The organism is Pseudonocardia sp. TMWB2A, assembly GCF_017312135.1.
In genome coordinates this window covers 2,975,092-3,002,059 of record NZ_QKQY01000002.1, presented here as the reverse complement: position 1 = coordinate 3,002,059, position 26,968 = coordinate 2,975,092, and the positions used below count along the sequence as shown (strand labels likewise).

General features: G+C 75.7%; 23 protein-coding genes. 11 read left to right on the top strand and 12 right to left on the bottom strand.

The features are described from left to right. Window positions 1–80 precede the first annotated feature (80 nt). The 3 genes from DMP17_RS29010 to DMP17_RS29000 are packed head-to-tail and all read right to left on the bottom strand — an operon-like array spanning window position 81 to window position 2,991. Window positions 81–938, bottom strand: a complete 858-nt coding sequence (locus DMP17_RS29010; protein ID WP_337831155.1) for a phosphoribosylaminoimidazolesuccinocarboxamide synthase — start codon at window positions 936–938, stop codon at window positions 81–83. Next, window positions 935–2,353, bottom strand: coding sequence for an adenylosuccinate lyase (gene purB, locus DMP17_RS29005; protein ID WP_226354816.1), 1,419 nt, complete (start codon window positions 2,351–2,353; stop codon window positions 935–937). The genes DMP17_RS29010 and purB overlap by 4 nt, the downstream gene beginning before the upstream one ends. Before the next feature lie 53 nt (window positions 2,354–2,406). Next, a complete protein-coding gene (locus DMP17_RS29000) occupies window positions 2,407–2,991 on the bottom strand; it encodes a TetR/AcrR family transcriptional regulator (RefSeq protein WP_226354815.1) in 585 nt (194 codons plus the stop codon). 222 nt (window positions 2,992–3,213) lie between these two features. On the opposite strand from DMP17_RS29000, the gene DMP17_RS28995 reads away from it, so the two are divergent. The 3 genes from DMP17_RS28995 (at window position 3,214) to DMP17_RS28985 (ending at window position 7,739) form a co-directional block, all read left to right on the top strand. Next, complete coding sequence (locus tag DMP17_RS28995) at window positions 3,214–4,269, top strand: GntG family PLP-dependent aldolase (protein ID WP_337832745.1); 1,056 nt, start codon at window positions 3,214–3,216, stop codon at window positions 4,267–4,269. A 366-nt stretch (window positions 4,270–4,635) separates the two neighbouring features. Further along, window positions 4,636–5,592, top strand: coding sequence for an ATP-binding cassette domain-containing protein (locus tag DMP17_RS28990; RefSeq protein WP_337831154.1), 957 nt, complete (start codon window positions 4,636–4,638; stop codon window positions 5,590–5,592). Next, window positions 5,589–7,739: a YhgE/Pip domain-containing protein gene (locus tag DMP17_RS28985; protein WP_337831153.1), complete on the top strand. Its 2,151-nt coding sequence runs from the start codon at window positions 5,589–5,591 to the stop codon at window positions 7,737–7,739. The genes DMP17_RS28990 and DMP17_RS28985 overlap by 4 nt, the downstream gene beginning before the upstream one ends. Window positions 7,740–7,746: 7 nt before the next feature. Here the strand turns inward: DMP17_RS28985 and DMP17_RS28980 are convergent, their stop codons facing one another. The 7 genes from DMP17_RS28980 to acs all read right to left on the bottom strand — a co-directional run bounded on the left by DMP17_RS28980 (window position 7,747) and on the right by acs (window position 14,846). Further along, a complete protein-coding gene (locus DMP17_RS28980) occupies window positions 7,747–8,865 on the bottom strand; it encodes a pyridoxal phosphate-dependent aminotransferase (protein WP_337832744.1) in 1,119 nt (372 codons plus the stop codon). A 166-nt stretch (window positions 8,866–9,031) separates the two neighbouring features. Then, window positions 9,032–9,241, bottom strand: coding sequence for a hypothetical protein (locus tag DMP17_RS28975; protein WP_139282823.1), 210 nt, complete (start codon window positions 9,239–9,241; stop codon window positions 9,032–9,034). Window positions 9,242–9,439: 198 nt separating this feature from the next. After that, window positions 9,440–10,708 (bottom strand): phosphoribosylamine--glycine ligase, encoded by a 1,269-nt coding sequence (purD, locus tag DMP17_RS28970; RefSeq protein ID WP_226354811.1) that lies wholly within the window; start codon window positions 10,706–10,708, stop codon window positions 9,440–9,442. 50 nt (window positions 10,709–10,758) lie between these two features. Next, entirely contained in the window at window positions 10,759–11,709 is a 951-nt protein-coding gene (locus DMP17_RS28965; protein ID WP_226354810.1) for an alpha/beta fold hydrolase, read from the bottom strand. 6 nt (window positions 11,710–11,715) lie between these two features. Further along, complete coding sequence (locus DMP17_RS28960) at window positions 11,716–12,237, bottom strand: phage holin family protein (RefSeq protein ID WP_178374796.1); 522 nt, start codon at window positions 12,235–12,237, stop codon at window positions 11,716–11,718. Window positions 12,238–12,370: 133 nt separating this feature from the next. Further along, on the bottom strand, window positions 12,371–12,796 hold the full coding sequence (arfB, locus tag DMP17_RS28955) for an alternative ribosome rescue aminoacyl-tRNA hydrolase ArfB (RefSeq protein ID WP_226354809.1): 426 nt from the start codon (window positions 12,794–12,796) through the stop codon (window positions 12,371–12,373). A 73-nt stretch (window positions 12,797–12,869) separates the two neighbouring features. Continuing rightward, window positions 12,870–14,846 (bottom strand): acetate--CoA ligase, encoded by a 1,977-nt coding sequence (acs, locus tag DMP17_RS28950; protein WP_337831152.1) that lies wholly within the window; start codon window positions 14,844–14,846, stop codon window positions 12,870–12,872. A 336-nt stretch (window positions 14,847–15,182) separates the two neighbouring features. Here acs and DMP17_RS28945 point away from each other — a divergent pair, with 336 nt between their 5' ends. After that, entirely contained in the window at window positions 15,183–15,935 is a 753-nt protein-coding gene (locus DMP17_RS28945) for an oxidoreductase (protein ID WP_073575811.1), read from the top strand. A 1,057-nt stretch (window positions 15,936–16,992) separates the two neighbouring features. Here DMP17_RS28945 and DMP17_RS28940 read toward each other — a convergent pair. After that, window positions 16,993–17,952 (bottom strand): HAD family hydrolase, encoded by a 960-nt coding sequence (locus DMP17_RS28940; RefSeq protein WP_226354807.1) that lies wholly within the window; start codon window positions 17,950–17,952, stop codon window positions 16,993–16,995. A 675-nt stretch (window positions 17,953–18,627) separates the two neighbouring features. Between DMP17_RS28940 and ssd the strand changes: the two genes are divergently transcribed. From ssd to DMP17_RS28905, 7 genes are read left to right on the top strand one after another with little or no spacing between them, the layout of a single operon-like run. Next, entirely contained in the window at window positions 18,628–19,719 is a 1,092-nt protein-coding gene (gene ssd, locus DMP17_RS28935; protein WP_337831151.1) for a septum site-determining protein Ssd, read from the top strand. Then, window positions 19,716–20,873: a TadA family conjugal transfer-associated ATPase gene (locus DMP17_RS28930; RefSeq protein WP_337831150.1), complete on the top strand. Its 1,158-nt coding sequence runs from the start codon at window positions 19,716–19,718 to the stop codon at window positions 20,871–20,873. The genes ssd and DMP17_RS28930 overlap by 4 nt, the downstream gene beginning before the upstream one ends. Beyond that, window positions 20,867–21,688, top strand: coding sequence for a type II secretion system F family protein (locus tag DMP17_RS28925; protein WP_337831149.1), 822 nt, complete (start codon window positions 20,867–20,869; stop codon window positions 21,686–21,688). The genes DMP17_RS28930 and DMP17_RS28925 overlap by 7 nt, the downstream gene beginning before the upstream one ends. After that, window positions 21,685–22,398: a type II secretion system F family protein gene (locus tag DMP17_RS28920; RefSeq protein ID WP_337831148.1), complete on the top strand. Its 714-nt coding sequence runs from the start codon at window positions 21,685–21,687 to the stop codon at window positions 22,396–22,398. Before DMP17_RS28925 ends, DMP17_RS28920 begins: the two co-directional genes overlap by 4 nt. Before the next feature lie 58 nt (window positions 22,399–22,456). Next, a complete protein-coding gene (locus DMP17_RS28915; protein WP_337831147.1) occupies window positions 22,457–22,657 on the top strand; it encodes a DUF4244 domain-containing protein in 201 nt (66 codons plus the stop codon). Then, window positions 22,635–23,153 carry a TadE family type IV pilus minor pilin gene (locus DMP17_RS28910; RefSeq protein WP_337831146.1) on the top strand — a complete coding sequence of 173 codons (519 nt, stop codon included), beginning with the start codon at window positions 22,635–22,637 and terminating at the stop codon, window positions 23,151–23,153. The genes DMP17_RS28915 and DMP17_RS28910 overlap by 23 nt, the downstream gene beginning before the upstream one ends. Continuing rightward, entirely contained in the window at window positions 23,150–23,584 is a 435-nt protein-coding gene (locus tag DMP17_RS28905) for an Rv3654c family TadE-like protein (RefSeq protein WP_337831145.1), read from the top strand. The genes DMP17_RS28910 and DMP17_RS28905 overlap by 4 nt, the downstream gene beginning before the upstream one ends. A 374-nt stretch (window positions 23,585–23,958) precedes the next feature. Here DMP17_RS28905 and DMP17_RS28900 read toward each other — a convergent pair whose 3' ends face one another. Then, complete coding sequence (locus tag DMP17_RS28900; RefSeq protein ID WP_337831144.1) at window positions 23,959–26,607, bottom strand: DEAD/DEAH box helicase; 2,649 nt, start codon at window positions 26,605–26,607, stop codon at window positions 23,959–23,961. Window positions 26,608–26,968: the final 361 nt, after the last annotated feature.

Here is a 26,968-nt window from a genome sequence, read left to right as displayed (position 1 = left end):
AGTTCGACACAGAAGGGCCTGCCGCACGGCCGGTCCCACCGACGGGCCGATCACACCCGACGTCCACACCCCGCGGCGGATCAGGCGGTGGGTGAGTTCCAGGGGATGCCGGTGATGCGGCGGTAGACCTCGGCGTAGCGGTCGTGGACGACCTTCACGACCTCGTCGGGGACCTCGGGGCCGGGGGCGGTGCGGTCCCAGTCCAGCCCGGCGGACCAGTCGCGGACGTACTGCTTGTCGAAGGAGAACTGGACCCGGCCGGGCTCGTAGGAGTCGGCGGGCCAGAACCGCGACGAGTCCGGGGTGAGCACCTCGTCACCGAGGACGATCTCGCCGGAGGTGTCCCGGCCGAACTCCAGCTTGGTGTCGGCGACGATGATCCCGCCCTCGGCCGCGGACTCGGCGCCGCGCCGGTAGACCTCCAGGGTCAGGTCCCGCAGCCGGGTCGCGGTGTCGGCGCCCAGCTGCGCCACGACGTCGTCGAAGGTCATGAACTCGTCGTGCTCACCGACCGGCGCCTTGGTGGTCGGGGTGAAGATCGGCTCGGGGAGCTTCGAGCCCTCGACCAGGCCGGCGGGCAACGTGACGCCGGAGACGGCGCCGGTGCGCTGATACTCCTTCAGCCCGAGCCCGGTGAGGTAGCCGCGAGCGATGCACTCGACCGGCAGCATCTCCAGCGGGCGGCAGCGGACGGCGCGCCCGGCGGACTCGGCGGGGATGTCGTCGGTCCCGATGACGTGGTTGGGCACGAGGTCGCCGGTGCGCTCGAACCAGTACAGCGACAGCGCGGTGAGGATCGCGCCCTTGTCCGGGACGGGCGTCGGGAGCACGACGTCGTAGATCGACAGCCGGTCCGAGGCCACGAGCAGCAGCTGGGCCGGGTCGCGGGAATCGTCGAGGTAGAGCTCGCGGACCTTGCCGGAGTGGACGAGCCTCACAGGATGCCTCCGGGGGTGTAGGCGGCGGCCTCGGGGTGCTTCGCGGTGATCGCGGCGATCTTCTCCGTCACCGTGGTGACCTGTGCGGACGCGGCGCCGGTGAACCGCAGCGGGTCCTCCAGCAGCCGGTCCAGCGTGCCGGCGGGCAGGCCGAGCCGGTCGTCACCGGCGAGGCGCTGGAGCAGGTCGTTGTCGGCCTGGCCCTGCTCGCGCATCGCCAGTGCGACGGCGACCGCGTGCTCCTTGATGACCTCGTGCGCGGTCTCCCGGCCGACCCCGGCGCGGACGGCGGCCATCAGCACCGCGGTCGTGGTGAGGAAGGGCAGGTAGCGGTCCAGCTCGCGGGCGATCACGGCCGGGTAGGCACCGAACTCGTCGAGCACGGTCAGCGTGGTCTCGTAGAGGCCGTCGAGGGCGAAGAACGCGTCCGGCAGCGCGACGCGGCGCACCACCGAGCAGGACACGTCGCCCTCGTTCCACTGGGAGCCGGCGAGGTCGGCGGTCATGACCGACAGGCCGCGCAGGATCACCATGAGGCCGTTGATGCGTTCCGCGGAACGCGCGTTCATCTTGTGCGGCATGGCGCTGGACCCGACCTGGCCGGGGGCGAAGCCCTCCGTGGCGAGCTCGGCGCCCGCCATCAGCCGGATCGTCGTGGCCAGCGACGACGGCGCGGCGGCCAGCTGCACCAACGCGGTGACGACGTCGTGGTCGAGCGAGCGCGGGTAGACCTGCCCGACGCTGGTGAACGCCTCGGCGAACCCGAGGTGGGTGGCGACGCGCTGCTCCAGCTCGTCGAGCTTGGCGGCGTCGCCGTCGAGGAGATCCAGCATGTCCTGGCTGGTGCCCATCGGGCCCTTGATCCCGCGCAGCGGGTAGCGCGAGCGCAGGTCCTCCAGCCGGGCGTGCGCGACGAGCAGCTCGTCCGCGGCGGAGGCGAACCGCTTGCCCAGGGTGGTGGTCTGCGCGGCGACGTTGTGGCTGCGCCCGGCCATGACCAGCTCGGCGTACTCCGACGCGCGACGCCCGAGCCGCGCCAGGACCGCGACGGTCCGGTCGGCGACGAGCTCCAGCGACAGCCGGATCTGCAGCTGCTCCACGTTCTCGGTGAGGTCGCGGCTGGTCATGCCCTTGTGCACGTGCTCGTGGCCGGCGAGGGCGTTGAACTCCTCGATGCGGGCCTTCACGTCGTGCCGGGTGACGCGCTCGCGGGCGGCGATCGAGCCCAGGTCGACCTGCTCGACGACGGCCTCGTAGTCGTCGATGACCGACGGCGGCACCTCGATGCCGAGGTCGCGCTGGGCGCGGAGCACCGCGATCCACAGCCGTCGCTCCAGCTGGATCTTGTACTCCGGAGACCAGAGGCGGACCAGCTCGGGGCTCGCGTAGCGCGCGGCCAGCACGTTGGGAATCACGTGGCGCGATGATAATGGCTGGTGGGGGCCCTGTGACCGGCGGGAGCGCGGCCTCACACCCTGGGCAGGGACTCCAGCACCTCGTGCAGCGCCTCCCGGCCGACCGCACGCGGGTCGGGGTCGGCCTCGATCAGCGCGGTGAGCACGACGCCGTCGACGAGCGCGGTGAGCCTGCGGACCTCCCCCGGCCCCGGGCGACGGCCGGTCGCGCGGGTGAGCGCCTCGTCGAGCAGGGCGTCGAACTCGACGCGCTGGGCGCGCAGCAGCCCGGCCAGGAACGGGCGCCGGCCGGACCCGATCAGCCGCTCGAACCGGGCCAGGACGGCGTCGAGGCCGTCGGTGCGCGACCGCGGGCCGAGCAGCAGGTCGAGCACGATCTCGGCCGGGTCGTCGCGGCGGGCCAGGCAGGCGTGCGCGTCGGCCAGCTCGGCGTGCGCCAGCCGGTCCAGCGCGGCGCAGACCAGGTCCTCCAGCGAGGAGAAGTAGTAGGTCGTGGCCGCCAGCGGCACCCCGGCCCGTTCGGCGACGGCGCGGTGCCGGATCGCGTCGAACCCGCTCTCGGCGAGCAGGTCCGCGGCCGCCGCGACGAGCAGGGCGCGGCGCCGCTCACCCTTCTCGGTCTGCTTCGGGGCCGCCATCGCCACATAGTGCCAAGACAGGACCCGTCCGGACGAGTGAGATACCGGACTCGACGCCCAGGTCGGACGGGGTGACCGTGACCGTTTCGTGACCCTGCCGTTCTCACCGCCGCGGGGATGGAACACACTGGTGGTGTGCGCCCGTCACCCAGAAGCCGCTGGTCACCGCGCGGTGGTGCGCGCGGGGCGGCGGCCGCCCCGGCCCCCGGCGAGCCCGTCGACCTGCGATCGGACACCGTCACGCTGCCGACCGAGGCGATGCGCCGGGCGATGGCCGAGGCCGAGGTCGGCGACGACGTGCTCGACGGCGACCCCACCATGCGCGAGCTGGAGGAACGGGTCGCGGGCCTGCTCGGCGCCGCCGACGCGCTGTGGACGCCCACCGGCTCGATGGCGAACCTGATCGCGCTGATGAGCCGGCTCGGCCGCGGCGACTCCTTCCTCGCCCCTCAGGGCGCGCACGTGCTCGACTTCGAGCTGGGCACGGCCGCGTGGCTGGCCGGCGGGATGCCGCGGCCCCTGCCGCACGACGCGGGCCCCGGCAAGGTCACCGCGGCCGCCGTGCGCCGGGCCGCCGCCGACGACGGCTTCTACGCCTCACTGCGCCCGGTGCTGCTGTGCCTGGAGAACACCCACAACTCCGCGGGCGGCACCGTGACCGCACCGGAGGAGCACGCCTCCGTCGCCGCCGCGGCGCGGGCCGCCCGGCTCTCGGTGCACCTCGACGGCGCCCGGCTGTGGAACGCCGCGGTCGCGCTCGGGGTCCCGCCGGGCGCGCTGACCGTCGGCGCCGACACGGTCGCGGTCTGCCTGTCCAAGGGGCTCGGCGCGCCGGTCGGGTCGGTCGTCGCGGGGTCGGCGGAGTTCGTCGAGCACGCCCGGCGACTGCGCAAGATGCTCGGCGGCGGCGTCCGGCAGGGCGGGGTGCTGGCCGCGGCCGGGCTCGTCGCGCTGGAGGACATCGACCGGCTCGCCGAGGACCACGACCTCGCGACGCGGCTCGCCGCCGGGCTGCGCGAGCGCGGCTGGCGGGTCCGCGAGCCGCAGACCAACATCGTGCTGGTGGACGTGGCCGACGTGCGCGGCACGATCGCCGCGTTCGCCGAGGCCGGGGTCCGCGCCGGCGCCATCGCGGGCAAGCTGCGGCTGATGACCCACCGCGACGTCGGCGACAAGCACATCAAGGCGGCGCTGGACCGGATCGGCGAGGTCGGCCCGTCCAGCACCGGCTCCCCGGGAGGCCCCGCGCCGCTGCCCCGCACCGCCCTCGGCGGCTGAGCCCTCGGGGCCCCACCCCGCGCCGCCCTCCGCCGGCGCTCCGGGTCGTCTCCGGCCCCGGCGCCGGACGTGCCCGCGGCACCCCGGGCCGGGCGCTCCGGGCGTCCCTCGTCGCCGCCGTCACAGTGTCGCGCCGGGTCAACTCACTGTCGTCCGAGGTCAAGTCGGCCCGCACGATCGGGTCCACACTGGGCGACGGCCGGACGCCGGAGCAGGCGTCGGCCTAGGCTTTCGCCGCCGTCGCGCCCGTGCGTACGCACCACCGGGCGCCGGTGGCTCCGACCCACGACCGGTGCCGGTGAGCTGCGCGGACCCGCGATCGCCGGGTGTCGTGCGGCCCGGGGCGCCCAGGACAGCAGGACCGTCATGACCAGCTCCGCCCCCTCGCCCGCCCCCGATCCCGAGGCCGCCCCTGATCCCGAGGCCGCACCCGGCCCCGAGGCGGCGCTCGTCGCCGAGGGCGTCGCCGTCGACGGCACCCACGGGGTGCTGCTCGCGCCGACCTCGCTGCGCGCCGTCCCCGGCTCGGTGCTGCTGGTCGCGGGCACCCCCGGCTCCGGGCACACCGCGCTGGCGCTGGCGCTGGCCGGGCGGATGCGGCCCGACCACGGCACCGTGACCCTCGACGGCGACGACGACCCGCGCCGCCTGCGCCGCGCCGTCGCCGTCGTCGACACGCCCGGGGTCAGCGAGCCGGAGCCGGTGCTGCCGCTGCGGACCGTCGTCGGCGAGGAGCTGGCGATGGCCGGGCGCGGCACCACCCCGCGGGCGGTGACCGAGTGGCTGGGCGCGCGGGGCGCGCAGAGCTGGGTGCGCTCGCGGTTCGAGGACGTGCCCGCACCCGTGCGGATCGGGCTGATGACCGCACTCGCCGCGTCCCGCCCCGGGGTACGGGTGCTCGTGCTGACCGCGCCGGACCGGCACGGCGGCACCCCGGTGACCTGGTGGCAGGTGGCCTCCGAGCACGCCCGCGCCGGGTTCGCCGTCGTCGTGACCTGCACCGAGGGGTCGGCGGCGCTGCTGGGCGTGCCCGCGGTGCGGCTCGGCGGTGGCGACGCCGGCGCGCTGCCGGAGCCGCCCGGGCGGCACAGCAGGCCCGAGGACCCGACGGGGCCGCTGACCGTCGTCGCGCCGCAGGGGGCCGACGACCTGCCGCAGGGCTGGACCCGGCGGCTGCTGCGCCGCCGCCCCGCCGGGGCCGCGGACGCTCCGCCCCCCGGCACGGCGGAGCCCCCGCAGGACGCGGGCACGGCGATCCTGCCCGGGCCGGACCCCACCCCCGGGACCACCGACGGCGACGAGAGCACGGAGCGGACCTCATGAGCGCGATCAGGATGGCGATCAGCGAGCTGCGGCGGATCACCGCCGGGCGGCTGCCGGTCCTGGCCGTGCTCGCGCTGCTGATGATCCCGATGCTCTACGCGGGCTTCTACCTCTACGCCAACGGCGACCCCTACTCCCGCCTGGACCAGGTGCCCGCCGCACTCGTCGTCGACGACGCGGGCGGCACCGACGCCGACGGGAAGGCGCAGAACGTCGGCCAGGACGTCGCGAAGGAGCTGACCGACTCCGGCTCGTTCGACTTCCACCGGGTCTCCGCCGCCGAGGCCGACCGCGGTGTCCGCGACAACGTCTACACCTTCGCCGTGACGATCCCGCGCGACTTCACCGCCGCCCTGCAGTCCTCCGGCGAGTTCACCCCGCGCCAGGGGATCCTCGTGCTCACCACCAACGACGCCAACAACTACCTGGCCCGCACGATCGCCGACACCCTCACCACCCGGGTCCGCGAGTCGGTCGCCAAGGAGGTCGGGACGCAGGCCGCGGACCGGTTCCTCACCGGCTTCTCCACCATCCACACCAAGACCCAGGAGGCCGCGGACGGCGCCGGGAAGCTCGCCGACGGCGCGGCCACCGCCCACGACGGGGCCGGCCGGCTGGCGTCCGGCGCCGGTGAGCTGGCGACCGGGCAGCGCAAGCTCCTCGACGGCGCCCAGCAGCTCTCCGGCGGCGCGGGCGAGCTCGCGACCGGGGCCGGGACCCTCGCCACCGGGGCGAACACCGCCGCGGCCGGCGCGGACCGGCTGTCCTCGGGCGCCGGGGAGCTCGCGACCGGGCTGGGCACCCTGCGTCAGGCCACCGCCGACCTGCCCGCGCAGTCGCGGCAGCTGGCCGACGGCGCCCGCCAGGTCGCCGACGGCAACGCGCAGCTGGCCGCGGCCGGGGACCGGGTCGCGCAGGAGAGCGCCCGGCTGGCCGACCAGCTCGACGCCGCCGACGGCACGATCGCGGCGGGCCTGCGCGAGCGCGGGTTCACCGAGGAACAGGTGCAGCAGGCCCTGGCCGCGCTGGCGACCGCGAAGCAGCCGCTGGTCGACGGCAACGCCCGCGTCCAGCAGGTGTCCGGGCAGCTCGACCGCCTCGGTTCCGGCGCGGGGCAGGTCGCCGACGGCGCCGAGCAGCTCGCCGCGTCGGCCCCGCAGCTCAGCCGCGGCATCGCGAGCGCCGCCGACGGCGCCGGGACCCTGCGCGACGGCGCGACCGAGCTGTCCGGCGGCGTCCGGAAGCTCTCCGACGGCGCCACGCAGCTGTCCACCGGCGCCACCGCGCTGCGGACCGGGGCGGACCAGCTCGTCGCCGGGGAGCGCACCGCCGTCGACGGGACCGACCGGCTCGCCGACGGGGCGCGCCGGCTCGACTCGGGTACCGGTGAGCTCGCCACCGGCGTGACGCAGCTGCACGACGGCCTGGCCTCGGGCCTGGACGACATCCCGAACCCGGCCCCGGGCGTCCGGGAGGCGACCGCCGCGAACATCGGCGACCCCGTCGCCACCCGCGACGTCGCCTACTCCCAGGCCGACACCTACGGCGCCGGGCTGGCCCCGTTCTTCATGGCGCTCGCCACCTGGATCGGCGGCTACGTGCTGTTCCTGCTGGTCCAGCCCCTGTCCCGACGGGCGATCGCGGCCGGGCAGAGCCCGCTGCGGATCGCGCTGGGCGGCTGGATCCCGGCCGGACTGCTGGGAGTCGTGCAGGTGACCGGCATGTACGCGGTGGTGTCGCTGCTGCTGGGGATCACCCCGGTGCACCCGTTCGCGACGCTGGCGCTGCTGTGGCTGACCTCGATGACGTTCACCGCGATCGTGCACGCCCTCAACGCCCTGCTCGGCGCGGTCGGGCAGTTCCTCGGGCTGGTCCTGATGGTGCTGCAGCTCGTCTCGGCGGGCGGCACGTTCCCGTGGCAGACCATCCCCGGGCCGCTCTACCCGGTGCACCACGTGATGCCGATGGGCTACGCCGTCGACGCGCTGCGCCACCTGATGTACGGCGGTGAGCTGGCCGGGGTGGTCGGGACGGCGGTGCCGGTGCTGCTGGCCTGGTTCGTCGGGGCGCTGGCGCTGGCGACGTTCGCGGCGTACCGCAAGCGGGTGTGGACGGCGACGGCGGTGAAGCCCGAGCTGGTGCTCTGAGGCCCGCTCAGACCCAGGCCCGCAGCCGCTCCAGCGCCTCGGTGATGCCCTCGGGCGTCCCGGCGCCGGAGAAGCGGATGTAGGCGCCGCCGTCGACCGGGTCGAAGTCCTGCCCCGGTGCGACGGCGGTGCCGGTCTCGGCGAGCAGCCGGTAGGTCAGCCCCATCGAGTCCTCGCCCGCGCGCAGCAGGTGCGCGATGTCGGCGTAGACGTAGAACGCGCCGTCGGCGGGGGCGAGCCGGGTGATCCCGAGCCCGCGCAGGCCGTCGAGCAGCAGGTCCCGGTTGCGGCCGTAGCGCACGACGTGGGAGTCGGCCTCGGCGTAGCTCGCCTCGTCGAACGCGGCGAGCGCCGCGTGCTGGGGCAGCGCGGGCGGGCAGACGGTGAAGTTGCCGGCCAGCCCCTCCACGGTGCGGCGCAGCCGCGGCGGGCACACCAGCCAGCCGAGCCGCCAGCCGGTCATCGAGAAGTACTTCGAGAACGAGTTGACCAGCACGGCCTCCCGCGAGGTCTCCCAGGCGCTGCTCGTCGCGGGGCTGCCCGGGAACGTGATGCCGTGGTAGATCTCGTCGCTGACGAGCTGGATGCCGCGCTCCTCGCAGTACGACGCGAGCGCCGCCAGCTCGGCGGGGTCGAGGACGGTGCCGGTGGGGTTCGCCGGGCTGGCCACGATCAGGCCCTTCACCGGCTCGTCGAGCGCCTCGAGCATCTCCACGGTGGGCTGGAACCGGGTCGCCGGACCGCACGGCAGCTCGACGACCTCGCAGCCCAGCGCGGCGAGGATGTTGCGGTAGCAGGGGTAGCCGGGGCGGGCCATGGCGACGCGGTCGCCCGCGTCGAACGCGGCGAGGAAGGCGAGCAGGAACCCGCCGGAGGACCCGGTGGTGAGCACGACGTCGCCCGGGTCGACCTCCAGGTCCCGGGTGCGCCGGTAGTGCCCGGCGACGGCCTCGCGCAGCTCCGCGATGCCGGGGGCGACGGTGTAGCCGAGTACCTGCTCGTTCAGGGCGGCGACGGCGGCCGCGCGCACCGGTTCCGGCGCCGGGGTCGACGGCTGCCCGGCCGAGAGGTTGATCAGGTCGCCGTGGGTGCGGGCCCGTTCGGCGGCGGCCGCCCAGACGTCCATGACGTGGAACGGGGCGACGGCGGCACGGGCGGCGACGGTCAGGCGGGTCACGCCGCCGAGCCTAGGCGGCGGCCCCGCACGGGACCGGACCGCGCGCCCGGGCGGGAGCCCGCTCCCGGGCGCGCGGTCGTTCACGAACCGGGGCGGGCGCGGGGCCCGCCCGGTGTCACTCGGCCTCGAAGCCCAGGGCGTCGACGACGGCGCCGATCTGCGCGTCGGTGTCGGCGACGGTGTCGTCGAGGTACTCGGCGACCGGGGTCAGCTCGGCCGCCTGCGCGGTGCCGGTGAGCGCCAAGGCGGCGAGCGGCGCGGCGACGACGCCACCCACGAGGGCGAGGGCGCGACGACGACGGGCCTGCTGGGGAGCGTGGGCCATGGTGATCCTCCTGTGGTTCAGGGACACCGGCTGTGCCCCTGTGCCACAGGACGATTCCTCGACGAACCGGTGGAGATCAAACCCTGGTGTCCGGTTTTACCGGCTCTTCATGATCATCGAACAACCGGATACGGAGGCCCAGGTCAGGCCATTCGGACTATTGGCGTTGCGCCATGCGGCGGTAACACCCGCGCAACATCAGGCCTGCGCGACGGGCACGCTGACCTCTCCGCGCTCGGCCTTCAGACCGATGTCGGTGCGGTGGTGCGAGCCCGCAAGGCGGACCGGCTCCAGGCGGGCGTAGGCCTCGGCCCGGGCGGCGGCGAGGTCGGAGCCGGTGCCCACGACCGACAGGACGCGCCCGCCGGAGGAGACGACCGCGCCGTCGTCGCGGCGACGGGTGCCGGCGTGCAGCACGCCCTCCCCCTCGGCGCCGGTGATGACGTCACCGAGCCGCGGGGTGGCCGGGTAGCCCTCCGCGGCGACGACGACCGTCACCGCCGACCCGTCGGCCCACTCGATCGCGGGCTGCTCGGCGAGGGTGCCGGTCGCGGTGGCGAGCAGCAGCTGCGACAGCGGGGTGCGCAGCAGCGCCAGCACGGCCTGGGTCTCCGGGTCCCCGAAGCGGCAGTTGAACTCGATGACCGCCGGGCCCTGCGAGGTCAGCGCGAGACCGGCGTAGAGCAGCCCGGTGAACGGGGTGCCGCGGCGCACCATCTCCTCGGCGACCGGCGCGACGACCCCGGCGACCAGCTCCTCGGCGAGGTCCTCGCCCGCCCAGGGCAGCGGGCAGTAGGCGCCCATGCCGCCGGTGTTGGGGCCGGAGTCGTCGTCGCCGACGCGCTTGAAGTCCTGCGCGGGCAGCAGCGGCACCACGGTGGCGCCGTCGACGAGGCAGAACAGCGACGCCTCGGGGCCGTCGAGGAAGGACTCCAGCAGCGCCGGGTGGCCGGCGTCGAGCAGCCCGAGGGCGTGCGCGCGGGCCACCTCGATGTCGCCGGACACGACGACGCCCTTGCCCGCGGCCAGCCCGTCGTCCTTGACGACGTAGGGCGGGGTGAACACCGACAGCGCGGTGTCGAGGTGCGCCGGGTTGTCGACGACGACCGACGAGGCCGTCGGTACCCCGGCCGCGCTCATGACGGCCTTCGCGAACGCCTTGGACCCCTCGATCCGGGCCGCCTCGGCGCTCGGGCCGAAGCAGGGGATGCCGGCCTCGCGCACCGCGTCGGCCGCACCGTTGACCAGCGGGCCCTCCGGCCCGACGACCACGAGGTCCGCCTGCCAGGTCCGCGCCACGTCGACGACGGCGCCGTTGTCGGTGACGTCGAGCCCGAGCTGCTCGGACACCGCGGCCGTCCCCGCGTTGCCGGGGGCGACAGCGAGCGCCGTCACCTCCGGGTCCTGCGCCAGAGCCACGGCGATGGCGTGCTCACGCGCACCGCTTCCCACGATCAGGATCCGCACGGTGGCCGAGCGTATCCGTGCACGTCGGACGACGGGGAACCGGTGTCCGCTCAGCCGTCGCAGCGTTGCAGGTGGGCCCCGATCAGCGCGGTGACGTGGGTGGGGTGCTCCTGCTGCGGGAAGTGCCCGGTGGCCGGGAGCGTGTGGTGGGTCAGCCCGGCACCGGCGAACCGCTCGTCGCCGCGCATGGTGGTGTCGAGCACGCACGGGTCGTCGGCGCCGTGCACCTGCAGCACCGGCACCCCGACCGGCCGGGAGAGCTCGCGGGCGAAGCGGCGGCCGTCGGGGCGCACCTGGGAGCGCATCGACCAGCGGTAGTACTCGAGGCTGCAGTGGGCGACGGTGGAGATCCGCATCGCCTCCGCGTTGCGGGCGACGGCGTCGGCGAAGTCGGTGGTGGCGGCCCACTCCGGACCCGCCCACGCCCGCATGATCCGCCCGACCCGGGCGCCGCCGTCGGCACGCAGGGAACGCTCCGGCAGCCGCGGCAGCTGGAACCCGGCCATGTAGCGGCTCGCGCGGCCCTGCCCGAGCGGGTCGCGCAGCACCGCGTCGCGCATGACGACCGGGTGCGGCGCCCCGAGCCCGGTGAGCGAGACGACCAGCCGCGGGTGCAGCGTGGCGACCGTCCAGCCGATCGCGGCACCCCAGTCGTGCCCGACGACGTGGGCACGCGGCTCCCCGAGCGCCCGGATCAGCCCGGCGCAGTCACCGGCGAGGGTCCACAGGTCGTAGCCGCGGGGCGTCTTGTCGGTGTCGCCGTAGCCGCGCAGGTCGGGCGCGACGACCCGGTAGCCGGCGTCGCCGAGGGCGAGGAGCTGGTGGCGCCAGGTCCACCAGAACTCCGGGAAGCCGTGCAGCAGCACGACCAGCGGGCCGGTCGGCGGGCCGTACTCGGCGAGGTGGATGCGGATGCCGTTGGCCGACACCGCGCGGTGCGTCCACGGACCGGGCACCCGGACGACCGAGGGGTCGGGCGGGGTACCGGTCGCTGCGGACACGCCGGATCAGCCCGCGGCGGCGTGCCGCCCGGAGGTGCCGTCGGCGATCTCGCGGACGTTGTCGCGGTCACCGCGGTGGCCGCGCTGGGCGAGCACCTGGGCGGAGTCCTTGAGCGAGTCGATGGTGCGCTCGGGCTTGCGGATCTTGCGGACCCGCAGGTAGCCGAGGAAGCCGAACAGGCCGGCGACGAGCAGCATGAACAGGAACGTGATCCCGAAGCCCGCGGCGCGGTTGAGCCACAGCGAGAGGAACTCGGCGAGGGTGAAGAACAGGTAGAACAGGCTGAACAGCCCGATCACCGCGGCGATCACGAAGAAGACGCTGCCCTGCACGCCCTTCTTCACCTCGGCCGTGACCTCGGCCTTGGCGAGCTCCACCTCCGACCGGACCAGGGTGGAGAGGTGGGTGGTGACGTCCTTCGCGAGGGCACCGAGGGACGCGTCGCGCGGCCCCGGCTCGTTCGTGAGCGGGATCGAGGGCAGGACCGGCGGAACCTCCGCGTTGCCCGACTGGCTGTTGCTGGCCACCGTCTTCCCTCCTGCTGGTGCACTCGCCTACCCGGGGCGCTGGGGATCCCCCGGACGGCCGTCGTTCGGTGAGCCGCCATCGTGCCACGGGGTCCGGCGACCCGCTCGGCTACGCCACGCCGGGGACACGGCCTCACTCGTCCGGGCGGCCGCGCAGTTTCTTGATCTGTCCGCGCCGGTTCTTGGCGTCGAGCCTGCGACGCTGCGACCCGCGCGTCGGACGGGTCGGGCGACGGGTGCGCGGGCCCGCCGCGGTCGCCTCGCCGAGCAGGGTCGCGAGCCGCCCGCGGGCGGCCTCGCGGTTGCGGAGCTGGCTGCGGTGCTCGGAGGCGACGACGGTCAGCACGCCGTCGACGAGCCGGTTCGCCAGCCGTGACAGGGCGCGGTCGCGCAGGTCCTCCGGCACGCTCGGCGACGCCGCGAGGTCGAAGGACAGCTCCACCCGCGAGTCGGTGGTGTTGACGCCCTGCCCGCCGGGGCCCGAGGCGCGGGAGAACCGCCAGTGCAGCTCGCGGGCGGGCACGACGAAGCCCCGCCGCACCTCGATCGGCTCGTCCACGCCGACCAGTGTCGCCGATCGGCCCCGGGTCCCGTGCGGTGTGCACGGGCCCGGGGCCGCCGGGACCGGAGGGTCAGTCCTCCTTGGACTCGCTCATGCCGGACGAGATCAGGTCCATCACCGACGAGTCGGCGAGGGTCGAGACGTCGCCGACGTCCCGGTTCTCGGCGACGTCGCGCAGCAGGCGGCGCATGATCTTGCCGGAGCGGGTCTTCGGCAGCTCCTCCACGACGAGGATCTGGCGCGGCTTGGCGATCGGGCCGATCTCCTTGGAGACGTGGTCGCGGAGCGCCTTGATGGCCTCCTCGCCCTTCGCCTCGTCCTTCGACGCGCTCCCGCGCAGGATGACGAACGCGACGATCCCCTGGCCGGTGGTCTCGTCCGAGGCGCCCACGACCGCGGCCTCGGCGACGGTCGGGTGGCTGACCAGCGCCGACTCCACCTCGGTGGTCGAGATGCGGTGCCCGGAGATGTTCATGACGTCGTCGACGCGGCCGAGCAGCCAGATGGCGCCGTCGTCGTCGTACTTGGCGCCGTCACCGGCGAAGTAGTAGCCCTGCTCGGCGAAGCGGGACCAGTAGGTGTCCTTGTAGCGCTCGGTGTCGCCCCAGATGCCGCGCAGCATCGACGGCCACGGCTTGTCGAGGACCAGGTAGCCGCCCTCGCCGTTGCCGACCGGGGTGCCGGTGTCGTCGACGACGGTGGCGGAGATGCCCGGCAGCGCGCGCATGGCCGAGCCCGGCTTGGTCGCGGTGACGCCCGGGAGCGGCGCGATCATCTGCGAGCCGGTCTCGGTCTGCCACCAGGTGTCGACGATCGGGCAGTTCTCCTTGCCGATCTTCTCCCGGAACCACATCCAGGCCTCGGGGTTGATCGGCTCGCCGACCGTGCCGAGCACCTTCAGCGAGGACAGGTCGTACTTCGCGGGGATGTCCTCGCCCCACTTCATGAACGTGCGGATCAGCGTCGGGGCGGTGTAGTAGATCGAGACCTTGTACTTGTCGACGATCTCCCAGTGCCGGCCCTCGTGCGGGGTGTTCGGCGTGCCCTCGTAGATCACCTGCGTGGCGCCGTTGGCGAGCGGCCCGTAGACGATGTAGGTGTGCCCGGTGACCCAGCCGATGTCGGCGGTGCACCAGTAGACGCTCTCGCCCGGCTTGTGGTCGAACACCACGTTGTGGGTGTAGGCGGACTGCGTGAGGTAGCCGCCGGAGGTGTGCAGGATGCCCTTCGGCTTCCCGGTGGTGCCCGAGGTGTAGAGGATGAACAGCGGGTGCTCGGAGTCGAAGGACTCCGGGGTGTGCTGGTCGGAGGCACCGTCGACGACGTCGTGCCACCACACGTCGCGGCCGTCGGTCCACGGCACGTCGGTCTCGGTCCGCTTGACGACGAGGACCTTCTCGATCGAGGTGCCCTCGACGGCCTCGTCGGTGTTCTCCTTCATCGGAGCCGGCTTGCCGCGGCGGTACTGGCCGTCGCTGGTGATCAGCACCTTGGCCTCGGCGTCCTCGATGCGCGCCTTGAGCGCGCCCGGGGAGAACCCGCCGAACACGACGCTGTGCAGCGCGCCCAGGCGGGCGCAGGCCAGCATCGAGAACACGGCCTCGGGGATCATCGGCAGCTGGATGGCGACGCGGTCGCCCTTGCCGACGCCCAGCTCGGTCAGCGCGTTCGCGGTCTTGGAGACCTCACGCTGCAGGTCGGCGTAGGTGATGGTGCGGGAGTCGCCGGGCTCGCCCTCCCAGTGGATGGCGACGCGGTCGCCGTTGCCCGCCTCGACGTGCCGGTCGGCGCAGTTGTAGGCGACGTTCAGCTCACCGCCGACGAACCACTTCGCGAACGGGGGCTGCCAGTCCAGGACGGTGTCCCACTTCGTCGTCCAGTGCAGCCGGTCGGCCTGCTCGGCCCAGAACCCCTCGCGGTCGGAGTCGGCGCGCTCGTACCAGTCGGCGGTGGCGTTCGCCTGCGACGCGAACTCCTCCGACGGCGGGAACGACCTGCTCTCGGTGGAGAGTGCGCTGAGCGCAGAACTCTTCTCGGACTCGGCCATGTCCTCGTGTCCTCCTCGACGCGGCGGGTCACTTCGGGCCGGCGTGGCGGCCTCGGGCGCACTCGGTGTGCGCGCACGTGTGCTGTCCGACGCTAGTGAAACGTCGTGGCCCGTGCACCGTCTGTCGGGACAGGTACGGACGGGACACAAGGGCCACACCTGACCGTCCGCGCAGGTCGGGGGCCACCCCCGGGTGCGTCACGGGGGTTCGCGAGACCATCGACGGCGGACGGACGGACGTCCGGCGGTCGGTGGATCACCACGACCGGTCGCCGAGCGGTCCACACCGCAGGGGTACTACCCGACGGTAACCCACGGGTTGGGACGATGACGCCCATGGCCCGCCCCGCAGCAGCCGATCCGCTCGCCCCGCTCGCCGCCCTCCCCGGCGTCGCCGAGGCGGTCTCCCGCGCCCGCGACGCGGCCACCGAGGTGCACAACCAGCCGGTCAACCGGCGCGGCTGGCCCGCGACGGCCGCCGAGGCCGCCCTGCGCGCGGCCCGCTCCTCCGCCGCGGTCGACGGGGCCCCGCTGCGGCCGGTCACCGCCGACCACGTCTCGGACCCGGTCCTCGCGGGCGCCGTCCGGATCGCCGACGAGCGCGCGAAGCTCCTCGACACCTGGGGTCGCGCGCCGCTGCAGGGGCTCGCCCGGCTGCACGTGCTGGCCGCGGGCGACCTCGTGCCCGCCGCCGAGCACGAGCAGGTGCTGGGCAGGCCGCGCCCGGCGACGTCGGGACGGCTCGCGGCGCTGGCCGACCTGATCGGCGGGGGCACCTCCGTGCCGGCACCGGTGCTGGTCGCCGTCGTGCACGGCGAGCTGCTGACCCTGGCCCCGTTCGGCACCGCCGACGGCGTCGTGGCCCGGGCCGCGGCCCGGCTGACCGCGATGTCGACCGGGCTGGACCCGCGCGGTCTGTCGGTGCCCGAGGTGGGGTTCCTGCGCCGCACCGCGGAGTACCGGGAGGCCGCGGCGGCGTTCGCGTCCGGGACGCCCGACGGTCTGGCCCGCTGGATCGTCCACACCTGCGCGGAGTGGGAGGCGGGCGGCCGGGAGGGCCTGTCGATCGCCGCGGCGCAGTCCGGCTGAGGCCACGCACTCGGCACGGACCTCCCGCCCCGGCCGGGCTCGGACACGACCTCGGACATGACAGAGCCGGGTGGTGCCCCGAGGGGCGCCACCCGGCCCGACGTGGGAACCGGCGTCCTGGCGTGCACTACGTGTCGTGTTGTGCGGCCTCGGCGCCCGGCGTCCCGGTTCGCAGGCCCACGACGACATGCCTCCCGCGGCGTGCTCGGCGTGGACGTGATCCGGTTCCCACGTACGGAGCCCGGTCAGGGGAGACGCCTCTTCTCCTCCGAGACGCCCCTGGCCCGGCCGGGGTCCGTGACTCCTTCGTAGACCCGGAACGTGATGTGGGCAACCCTCGCACCGGGATGCACCGGTTCAGCAGCACAGGGTGACCGTCGACGGCCGCCGGGTGGGTGGACGACGACGCCCGGACGGCGGTCGCGCCCGGCATCCGGGCCGCATTCCGGCCCGACACGGTCCGCACCGGTCGTCGGCCGCCCCGCTGTCCGCACCGGCACGGCGGCCCCACCACCCGCACCGGTCGCCGGTCGCTCCCTGCCCGCTCCGGTCGCCCCACTACCGGCACCGGCACGGCCGCCGCGGTACCCGCATCGGCACCGCCGGCCACGCCGTCCGCTTCGGCACGCCTGCCGCGCTACCCACATCAGCACGACCGGCCCACTCCCCGCACCGGCACGGCCGCCCCCTTGCCCGCACCGGCACGGCCGACCCGCTGCCCGCACCGGCACAGCCGGCCACGCCGCACCACGCCCGCCACACCGGCCCGCGAGGCTCCGTCGATCAGTGCATCAGCGCTGTTTGCCGGCGGCCGAGCAGCATTCATGTACTGATCGACGGTCGCCCCGGGGTGCACCGCACCGTCCCGCGCTCCGCCACCCGGCAGTCCGCTCACCGCGTGTCGATCAGTACATGAGCGTGGTCGCGGGATACCCGGACAGCACCGACGTACTGATCGACGGGCGCGCCGCGGTCGAGGGCGCGGCAGCCGCGGTGAGGACGGGCGCGGGCCGCTCGGCGAGGCCGGCAGCGCCCCGCCCGCAGGCCGGCCATCACCTCAGCGGCCACCGCGGGCGGACCGGGTGCCGGCCGCCCCCGCCACCAGCGCCGCGAGCACCCCGCCGACCGCGGCCGCACCGAGCAGCGCCGGATCCCGCCACGGTTCGCCCGCACCGACCCCGCCGGTCTCCTCGCCGGTCCCATCGGCCGCCGGGCCGGCGTGAGCACCACCCCGGGCCCCGGCCGCGAACCGGTCGGACAGCCGGTCGCGCAGCCGGAACAGCCGGTCCCGGCGGGAGGCGGCGCGCACGAACGCGAGCACCGGCCACCCCCGCTCACGGGCGATCGCCCGCAGCTCCCGGTCCGGGTTCACGACGGACGGCTGCCCGACCGCCTCCAGCAGCGGCAGGTCGGTGATCGAGTCGGTGTAGGCGGCACACCGCGCGAGGTCGAGCCCCAGCTCCTCGGCGATCTCCCGGGCCGCGACGGCCTTGCCCTCGCCGTAGCAGTAGAACGCGATCTCCCCGGCGTAGCGGCCGTCCTCGATGTGCATCCGGGTCGCCCGGAAGCGCGTGATCCCGACCAGCTCGGCGATCGGCTCGACGACTTCCAGCCCCGACGCCGACAGCAGCACGATCTCCGCCCCCTGCGCGCGGTGGTGCTCGATCAGCCGGACCGCCTCGGGGTAGACGAGCGGACCCACGATCTCCTGCAGCGTCTCGGCGACGATCGCACGGACCCGCGCGACCTCCCAGCCCTGGCAGATCAGCACCATCCGCCGGCGCAGGGTGTCCATCGTGGACGCGTCCGCCCCGGCGAGCACGAGCAGCAGCTGGGCCCACGCCCCGCGCAGGACGGTCGCGCGGTCGATCAGGCCGGCGCGGGCGAACGGACGCGCGAACGCCAGCGCGCTCGACCCGGCGATGATCGTGTTGTCGAGGTCGAGGAACACCGCCTGGGGAACGGCGGCACCGGCGGTCCGGTCCGGGGCGACGGGGGCTGTGGAGGACTCGGGCACGCCGTCCAGCCTGCCCGAACCGGGACGCGCCCCGTCCCCGGTCCCCGACTCCGTCCACACCCCGCCGACCGTCGGCCCCACGGTGGGCGCCGCCCGTCCTCGCACCGCCCGGCCGGGGGTACGAGCAGGCCGATGACCAGCAGCGGAGAGTAATCGGCCGTACGCGACCGGTCGCCCGGACGCGCTCACCGGTCAGTGGTGCAGTTCACCCCGTCGGGGTCAAGAGCGACATCGTCGCCGGTACCGGTCGGCGCAGCCCACGGCCGGAGTATGGGCGCGACCGGCATGTTCCGGCTACAGTTGACCGAGCTCGGACGTGGTCCGAGCGGGTTCAGCTCGACCCCCCGGGGCTGAACCGCCCGACGGCCCCCGCCAATCCCCCCTGGCGGGGGTCGTCCTGCGTCCGGGGTCGGGACGACACGGTCGTGTCGGTCGCCCGCCTCCCCGGTGTGCTCCTCGCCGCTCCGGTGCTGCTCCTCCATGGCGCGCCCGCGAGGGCCCTCCCCCGTGCTCCATCCTCCCGCACGACACCGACGGAACCGGTGGGTTGTCCACAGGTCGAGCCGTTTCCACGAAGTTGTCCACAGGCCCGCGATCGGGGCCGGCGAGACCCTCCCGGGACCGCACGCTCGACACCGGGGCCCGCACCGGCGGGCCGGTGTGGAGGACGACGCGATGGACCGGCGCTGCCTGATCGTGGCCGACGATCCCGAGCTGCTCGACGCGCTGCTGCGGCTCGCCGCGGCCGCCGACATGGACGCCCAGCGCGCGGTCGACGCGGCCGACGCCCGCCGTGCCTGGGCTCGCGCACCGGTCGTGCTGCTCGACCGGGCCGGGGCCCGGCGCTGCGGCGAGGCCGGTTTCCCCCGCCGCGACGGCGTCGTGATCACCGTCCCCGGCGAGCCCGCCGCGGAGGACTGGCGGATCGCGGTCGCCCTCGGCGCGGACCGGGTCGTGCAGCTCCCCCAGGGCGAGGCCGGGCTGGCCGGCATCCTCGCCGACGCCCGGGAGCGCGCAGCGGGCGACGGGCGGGCCGGCCGGGTGCTGGCCGTGGTCGGCGGCAGCGGTGGGGCGGGCGCCTCGGTGCTCGCCACCGCCGTCGCGCTGACCTCCGCACGGGCCGGGGAGTCCGCGCTGCTGGTCGACTGCGACCCGCTCGGCGGCGGCCTCGACCTGATGGTCGGGCTGGAGCAGGAGGCCGGGCTGCGCTGGCCGGAGCTGTCGGTCGGCGACGGCCGGGTGCGCGCCGCGTCGCTGCACGCCGCGCTGCCGCGGGCCGGGTCCGGGCGCACCGCGTTGTCGGTGCTGTCCTGCGCGCGCTCCCCGCACGGCCCCGAGCCGGCCGCGGTCACCGCGGTCCTCGACGCCGGGCGTCGCGCGGGCGGCACCGTCGTGTGCGACCTGCCCCGCTACCCCACCGACGCCGCACTCACCGCTCTCGGCACCGCCGATCTGACCGTCCTGGTGGTCCCCGCCGGGCTGCGGTCCTGTGCCGCGGCCGCCCGGGTCGCCGACGTGCTCGCCGAGCACGCCCGGGCGGTGGAGCTGGTCGTGCGCGGGCCGTCCCCCGGCGGCATCACCCCCGACGAGGTGGTCGCCTCCCTCGGCCTGTCGTTGCTCACGACCATGCGCCCGGAGCGGGACCTCGCCGGTGCCCTCGAACGGGGGTGGACCCCCGGCTCGGGGCGGGGCCCGCTCGCCACCGCGGCCCGGGCCGTGCACGAGCGCCTCTCCGGCACGGCCGCCTCCCGGCGGGCGGCGTCGTGAACCCGCTGGTCGACCGGGTGCGGGCCCGGCTGGCCGACGCCGGCGGCGAGACCGGGCCGGCCGCCGTCGCCGCGGCGGTGCGGGCCGAGTCCGGTGGGGTCGCGTCCGATCTGGACGTCCTCGCCGCGCTCCGCACCCTGCGCCAGGAGTTCACCGGAGCAGGCCCTCTCGACGCGCTGCTGCGCGACCCGGCGACCACCGACGTGCTGGTCACCGCGCCCGACGCCGTCTGGGTCGACCGCGGCGACGGGCTGCGCCGCACCGGCATCACCTTCGCCGACGAGGCCGCGGTCCGGCGCCTCGCCCAGCGCCTGGCGCTCGCCGCGGGCCGCCGCCTCGATGACGCGAGTCCCTGCGTCGACGGCAGGCTCCCCGACGCCGGGGTCCGGCTGCACGCCGTCCTCCCACCGGTGGCGGCCGCCGGGACCGCGATCTCGCTGCGGGTGCTGCGCCCCGCCGGACACGACCTGGCCGCGCTCCGGCGGACCGGCACCCTCGACGCGACCGGCGAGGCCCTGCTGCGCGCGATCGTCACCGCCCGGCTGGCCGTGCTCGTGGCCGGTGGGACGGGCAGTGGCAAGACCACGCTGCTCAACGCGCTGCTGGGCGCGGTCGACCCGGGCGAGCGACTGATCACCGTCGAGGACGCCGAGGAGCTCTCCCCGCGCCATCCGCACGTCGTGCGGCTGGTCGCCCGGCCGCCGAACATCGAGGGCTCGGGTGGGGTGCCGCTGCGTGAGCTGGTGCGTCAGGCGTTGCGGATGCGTCCGGACCGGCTGGTCGTCGGCGAGGCCCGCGGCGCCGAGGTGTGCGACCTGCTGGCCGCCATGAACACCGGTCACGACGGCGGCGGCTGCACCGTGCACGCCAACTCGGTCCGCGAGATCCCGGCCCGGATGCGCGCGCTGGCCGGGCTCGGCGGGATGTCCCCCGCCGCGCTCGACGGGCAGCTGACCGCCGCCGTCCAGGTCGTGCTGCACATGCGACGCCGCCCCGGCGCCGGCCGGACGCTCGACGAGATCGGCGTGCTGGGCCGCGCCGACGACGGCACCCCCCGCGTCACGGCCGCCTGGAGCCGCGGCAGCGGGGCCGGACCGGGCCGCGACGAGCTCGCCACGCTGCTGCGCGAGCGCGGGGTCGGTGTGCCGTGCTGAGCACACTGCCCGGGACTCCGCAGGGCGTCGCGGTCCCCGCCCTGCTCGCGCTGGCGGTGCTGACACTGCCCGCGGCGCCGGGCCGGTCCCGGTGGCGGGCCCTGACCGGCACCGCGATCGGCCTCCCGACGGCCCGGCTGCTCGCTCCGCCGTTGCCCCTGCTCGCCGCGCCGCTGGGGTGGCTGCTCCTGGGCCCCGCCGGTGCGGTGTGCGCAGCAGGGGTGGCGTGGGGGGTGCGGCGCCGGGTCGCCGCACGCCGCGCCGCGGAACGGGCCGGGTCGACGGCGGCCGAGCTCGCCGACGCGCTCGCCCGGATCACCGACGAGCTGCGCACCGGGGCGCACCCCGCGGCCGCGCTGGCCGGGCACGTGCACGACGGGCCGCTCGCCCGCGCGCTGCTCGAGCCGGCGGCGGTCGCCGCGCGGATCGGTGAGCCGGTACCGGAGGCACTGCGCCGGACGGCGCGGGGTCCCGCCCGGCGCGACGTCGAGCGGATCGCCTCGGCCTGGGAGCTCGCCGACACCCACGGCGCCCCGCTCGCCGACCTGCTCACCGGGCTGCTCGACGACATCCGCTGGCGGATCGCGCACGGCGCCCGGGTGCGGGCCCAGCTCGCCGGACCCCGGGCGACGGCGTCGGTGCTGACCGGGTTGCCGTTGGCCGGGATCGGTCTCGGGCAGCTCATGGGTATCGCGCCGCTGACCGTGCTGCGCACCGGCCTGCACGGGCCGGCGCTGCTGCTGACCGGGGTCGTCCTCACGGTCGCCGGGGCGGCGTGGGCCGACCGGATCCTGCGTGCGGCGGTGCCGAAGTGACCGCGGCCGCGCTCGGGCTCGCCGCGCTCGCCCTGGCCGTCGGCGGCGGGCGTCCCGGGCCGGGACGGCTGCGCGGGCTGCGGGCCGTCGTCGGCACGGCTGCGGCCGCGGCGCCGCCCCGCACCGCGGTCCTCGCGGTGCTGGTCCCTGCCGGGGCCGCGCTCGGCGGAGCCCTCGGTGGGGCGGGTGGTGCGGTCGTCGGCGCGGCGGCGGGCGGCGGGCTGTTGTGGCTCGCCCGGCGGGCGGCCCGCGGGCCGGCCGCGCGGGTGGACTCCGCGGACCTGGCCGCCGCCTGGGACCTCCTGGCGACCTGTCTGGCCGCCGGTCTCGCCGTCGCGGACGCCGTCGGAGCCGCGGCCCGGCGGCTCGACGGCCCGGCCGGGGAGGCGTTGCGCCGGGTCGCGGGTCTGCTCGCCCTGGGCGCCGACCCCGACGACGCCTGGGCCGCCGCCGGTCCGGTCCCCGAGCTCGCCGGGTTCGCCCGCGCGGCGGGCCGGTCGGCCCGTACCGGTGCCGCTCTCGGACGCTCCGCCGCGTCGGAGGCGGCCCGGCTGCGCGCCGATATGGCGGACCTCGCCGAGGAGCGGGCGCAGCGCGCCGCGGTCCGCATCACCGCCCCGCTGGGGCTCTGCTTCCTGCCCGCCTTCCTGGTCCTCGGCATCGTGCCGGTCGTGATCGGGCTGGCCGGGGAGGCGTTCGCGCGGTGGTGACCACCGCCGCGCGGCGACCGGGTCCGCACCCCGCGGGCCCCCGACGAAGGAGACACCGATGACCCCCACCCGTTCCCTGCTGCACCGCCGGCTGCGCGCACTCGCCTCCGACGACGACGGGATGTCCACCGTCGAGTACGCCGTCGGCACCGTCGCGGCTGCGGCGTTCGCCGCGCTCCTCTACACGATCGTCAGCGGCGGCGACGTCCTCGCGGCCCTCACCGGGATCGTGCAACGTGCGCTGTCCACGACGCTCTGACCCCCACCGCACCGGCCACGGCCGCGGTGACCGCCGCACCACCGGCCGAGGTGCGATCGGCACCACGAACGGCCCGGCGAGTTCCCCGGCGGACGACGAAGGCGCGGTCACCGTCGAGGCGGCGCTGGCGCTCGGCACCCTGGTCGCGGTCACCGCGGCGGCGGTCGGAGCCGTCGCCGCGGTGGCGGCCGGGGTCCGCTGCACCGACGCCGCCCGCGAGCTGGCCCGCCAGGCCGCACGCGGCGACACCGAACGGGGCCGGGCCGTGGCCGCGCAGCTGGCCCCGGCGGGGGCCGAACCGGAGCTGCGCCTCGACGGCGATCTCGTCGTCGTGACGGTGCGGGTCCGGCCGGTCGGGCTGCTCCCGGTCACGATCAGCGGCACCGCGACCGCCGCGGTCGAACCCGGCGTCACGACCGGCGCGGACCGGTCCGGGGCCCAGGCGGCCCGGCCCGGCGTCACAGCCGGGTCGGCCCCATCCGGTGACGCGTCATGAGCCGCCCGGTCCCTCCGCGCCGGGGAGACGACGCGGGCGTCGCCTCGGTCTGGGCCGCGACGGCGGCGGCGGTGCTGCTGCTCGTCGGGATCGTCGGCGTCGACCTGGCCGCTGCCACCCGCGCCCGGCACGTCGCCTCCGCCGCCGCGGACCTGTCCGCGCTCGCGGCCGCCGGCCGGTCGGTGGACGGCACGGCCGCCGCCTGCGCCCGTGCCGCCGACCTGGCCGCCCGCAACGGCGCCGAGCTCCTGATCTGCCGCCTCGACGGCTGGGACGCCCTGGTCGAGACCCGGGTCGCCTGGTCGGGCCTGCTCCCGCTGCGTGGTCCCGCGCGGGCGAGGGCGCGTGCAGGCCCGGCTCCCGTGGACACCGGCCCGCCCCCGGCGAGCGGGACCGTGGACGGTTCCGGCCCCACCGCGGAGCCGTCGTGAACTCCCCCGGACGTGATCACGATCTCGGTGAGCGGTCCACGCCCCCGGATGAACGGACGGCGAACCCCGGAGCACGCCGTCATCACGATTGCTTACGACGAACGTCCCAGCGCGACCGCGTTTCGTCGTGGGCGCCTGACCGATCACCGACGTCGCGCGGCCCACATCTGGTCACCGTCGCGACACTCGGGCCTACTGGGAGTCGCAGGGACGGGCAGGATCCGGTCCGCCCCCGCCACGAAGACCACGCTCCCCAGACAGCGACGACGTCGGAGCGCCCCTGGCGCCCCCGTCCGATGTCGTCGCACGTGGTTGCCACCGGCCCGCCCCCGCCCCCGACGGGCGGGCCGGTGGTACCCCGTCCGGTTCCGCGATCACCGCGAACCGGTCGGGGGACCGCCTTCCAGCGCGGCGAGGACCAGGTCCAGCACCTGCACCGCCCCCGTCTTGTCCAGCGGGTTGTTGCCGTTGCCGCACTTCGGGGACTGCACGCAGGACGGGCAGCCCGTGCGGCACTCACAGTCCCGGACCGCGGCGCGGGTCGCCGCCAGCCACCGCCCCAGCACCTCGTGGCCGCGTTCGGCCAGGCCCGCGCCGCCGGGGTGCCCGTCGTGCACGAACACCGTCGGGAGCCCGGTGTCGGGGTGCAGCGCGGTGGACAGGCCGCCGATGTCCCAGCGGTCGCAGATCGCGAACAGCGGGAGCAGTCCGATCGCGGCGTGCTCGGCGGCGTGCAGTGCGCCGGGGAGACGTGCCTCGTCGATTCCGGCGTCGGCGAGCGCGTCGGGGTCGATCGTGTACCAGACCGAGCGGGTGTCCAGGCTCTGCGGCGGCAGGTCCAGCGCCGTCTGGTCGAGCACCGTGCCGTCCGGGGTGCGTCGCCGGTAGGCGACGACCTGGCTGGTCACCGTGGTCGCACCGAAGCAGACCTGCACCGGCCCGTACCGGCGGTGCTCCAGCACCTCCAGCACGGTGACGTCGGAGACCGACTGGGCCTCGGTACGCCAGTCCGGGTCCTCGGCGTGGACGAGCGCGACGCCGTCGTCGAGGTCGAGCTCGTCGACGACGAAGCTGTCGCCGCGGTGCAGGTACACCGCACCGGAGTGGATCGTGCCCGGGGCCGAGCCGCCGTCGACGGTGCCGAGCATCCGCCCGGTGGCCGCCTCCACCACGGCGACCTGCCCGAGCCCGGAGCCCCGGATGTCGACATGCGCGGCGGGTGCGTCGCCGGTGTCGGGCCAGAACCAGCCGTGCGATCGTCGGCGCAGCACGCCCTCGTCGACCAGGGCGTCGAGGACCTCCACCGCGGGGGCTCCCCCGAAGATCTCCTCGACGTCGACCGTGGTCAGGGGCATCTCCGCGGCCGCGCACGCCAGCTGCGGCGCGAGCACGTACGGGTTGACCGGGTTGAGCACGCAGCTCTCCACGGGCGCCCCGATCAGCGAGCGCGGGTGGTGCACGAGGTAGGTGTCGAGCGGGTCGTCGCGGGCGACGAGCACGACGAGCGCCTCGTCGGCGGCCCGTCCGGCGCGCCCGGCCTGCTGCCAGAACGACGCGCGGGTGCCCGGGAACCCGGCCTGCACCACGGCGTCGAGCCCCGAGATGTCGACGCCGAGCTCCAGCGCGTTGGTGGTCGCGACCCCGAGCAGCTCGCCCGACATCAGGTCGGCCTCCAGCGCACGGCGCTCCTCGGGCAGATAGCCGCCGCGGTAGGCGGCCACCCGCGCGGCCAGTTCCGGAGCGATCTCGGCGATCTGGCGCTTCGCACCGAGCGCGGTGAGCTCGGCGGCCCGCCGGGACCGGACGAACGCCAGGGTGCGGGCGTCGGTCAGGACGAGGTCGGCGAGCATCCGGGCGACCTCGGCCCCGGCGGAGCGGCGGACCGGCGCCCCGTTCTCCCCGGTGATCTCGGCGAGCAGCGGCGGCTCCCAGAACGCGACGGTGCGCCCGGCGTGCGGCGACCCGTCCTCGGTGACGGCGACGACGCCGCGTCCGGTCAGCCGGGACGCGAACTCCTCCGGGCGCGCCACAGTCGCCGAGGCGAGCACGATCACGGGGCGCGCGCCGTAGCGGGCGGCGAGGCGCAGCAGCCGGCGCAGCAGCAGCGCCACGTGCGAGCCGAACACCCCCCGGTAGGTGTGGCACTCGTCGACCACGACGTAGCGCAGCCGGCGGAGGAAGGTCGTCCAGCGTCCGTGCCGGGGAAGGATCGACCGGTGCAGCATGTCCGGGTTGGAGAACACCCACCGGCAGTGCCTGCGGACCCAGTCGCGCTGGTCCATGGGGGTGTCGCCGTCGAACGCGGCGGGCCGGACACCGTCCGGGGCGAGCCCGTCGAGGGACCGCAGCTGGTCGGCCGCGAGTGCCTTGGTCGGGGCGAGGTACAGGGCTGTCGCCCGCGGGTCCTCGGCCAGCCCGGCGAGCACCGGCAGCTGGTAGACCAGCGACTTCCCCGACGCCGTCCCCGTCGCGACGACGACGTCGGCGCCGGAGTGCACCAGCTCCGCACCGTGTGCCTGGTGCGACCACGGGCGGGTCACGCCGCGGGCCGCCCAGGCCGTGCGCAGCGGCTCGGGCGTCCAGCCCGGCCAGTCGACCGGGTGGCCGGCCCGCGCCGGGATCCGCACGACGTGCCGCAACGGGTCCTCGACGACGTCGACCCCGTCGGAGCCGCCGCTGCCGTCGGAGCCGTGAGAGCGGTCGGAGTCGGCAGACCCGTGGGAGCCGGCAGAGCCGAAGGAATCGCCGGAGTCGCGCGAATCGCGAGAACGGTCGGAACCGCGGAGACCGTCAGGACCGTCGAAGCCGTCCTGCGCAGCGAACACCCCGGCACCCGGCCCCGGCCCCGGCCCCGGCCGGGTTCCCGCTCCCGGCCCCGGCGCGTCCGTGTCGGCGGCACCGGACGTCCACGTGGTGTCGGCGCGGGCCGGGTCGAGTCCCGAGCCCGCCAGCACGCGACGCAGCAGCTCCACCCCGCGCTGCGACCCGTCCGGGCCCTGCGTGCTCTCCGCCGTCGCTCCCACGACCGACCACGATGGCACAGATGTTCGAACGATCCGCCGTCGCTCCCGGTGGCCGTCCCGAGCCGGCGGCCCGCGGCCGGACGGATCACGGAAGACGTTGCACCGCAGTTGATCTGCAGGTTCCCGGATTGCGTTGCAACATCGTGTGGGATTGATCACTTTTGCCAGTTCGTTACGTCTTGTGATCCCAATCGCACTGAGGGATGCACCACACTCCTAGACTGCACCAGCCCGGTCACCGGTGGACGCCGCCCGGGCCCAGTCGACGCCGACGAAGCCGTCGCCGCCCGGCCGGGTCGAGCCACAGTGACCCGTCCCGGCCGCCGAGGACCTCGCCGGCCGGATCCTTTCCACCGGGAGG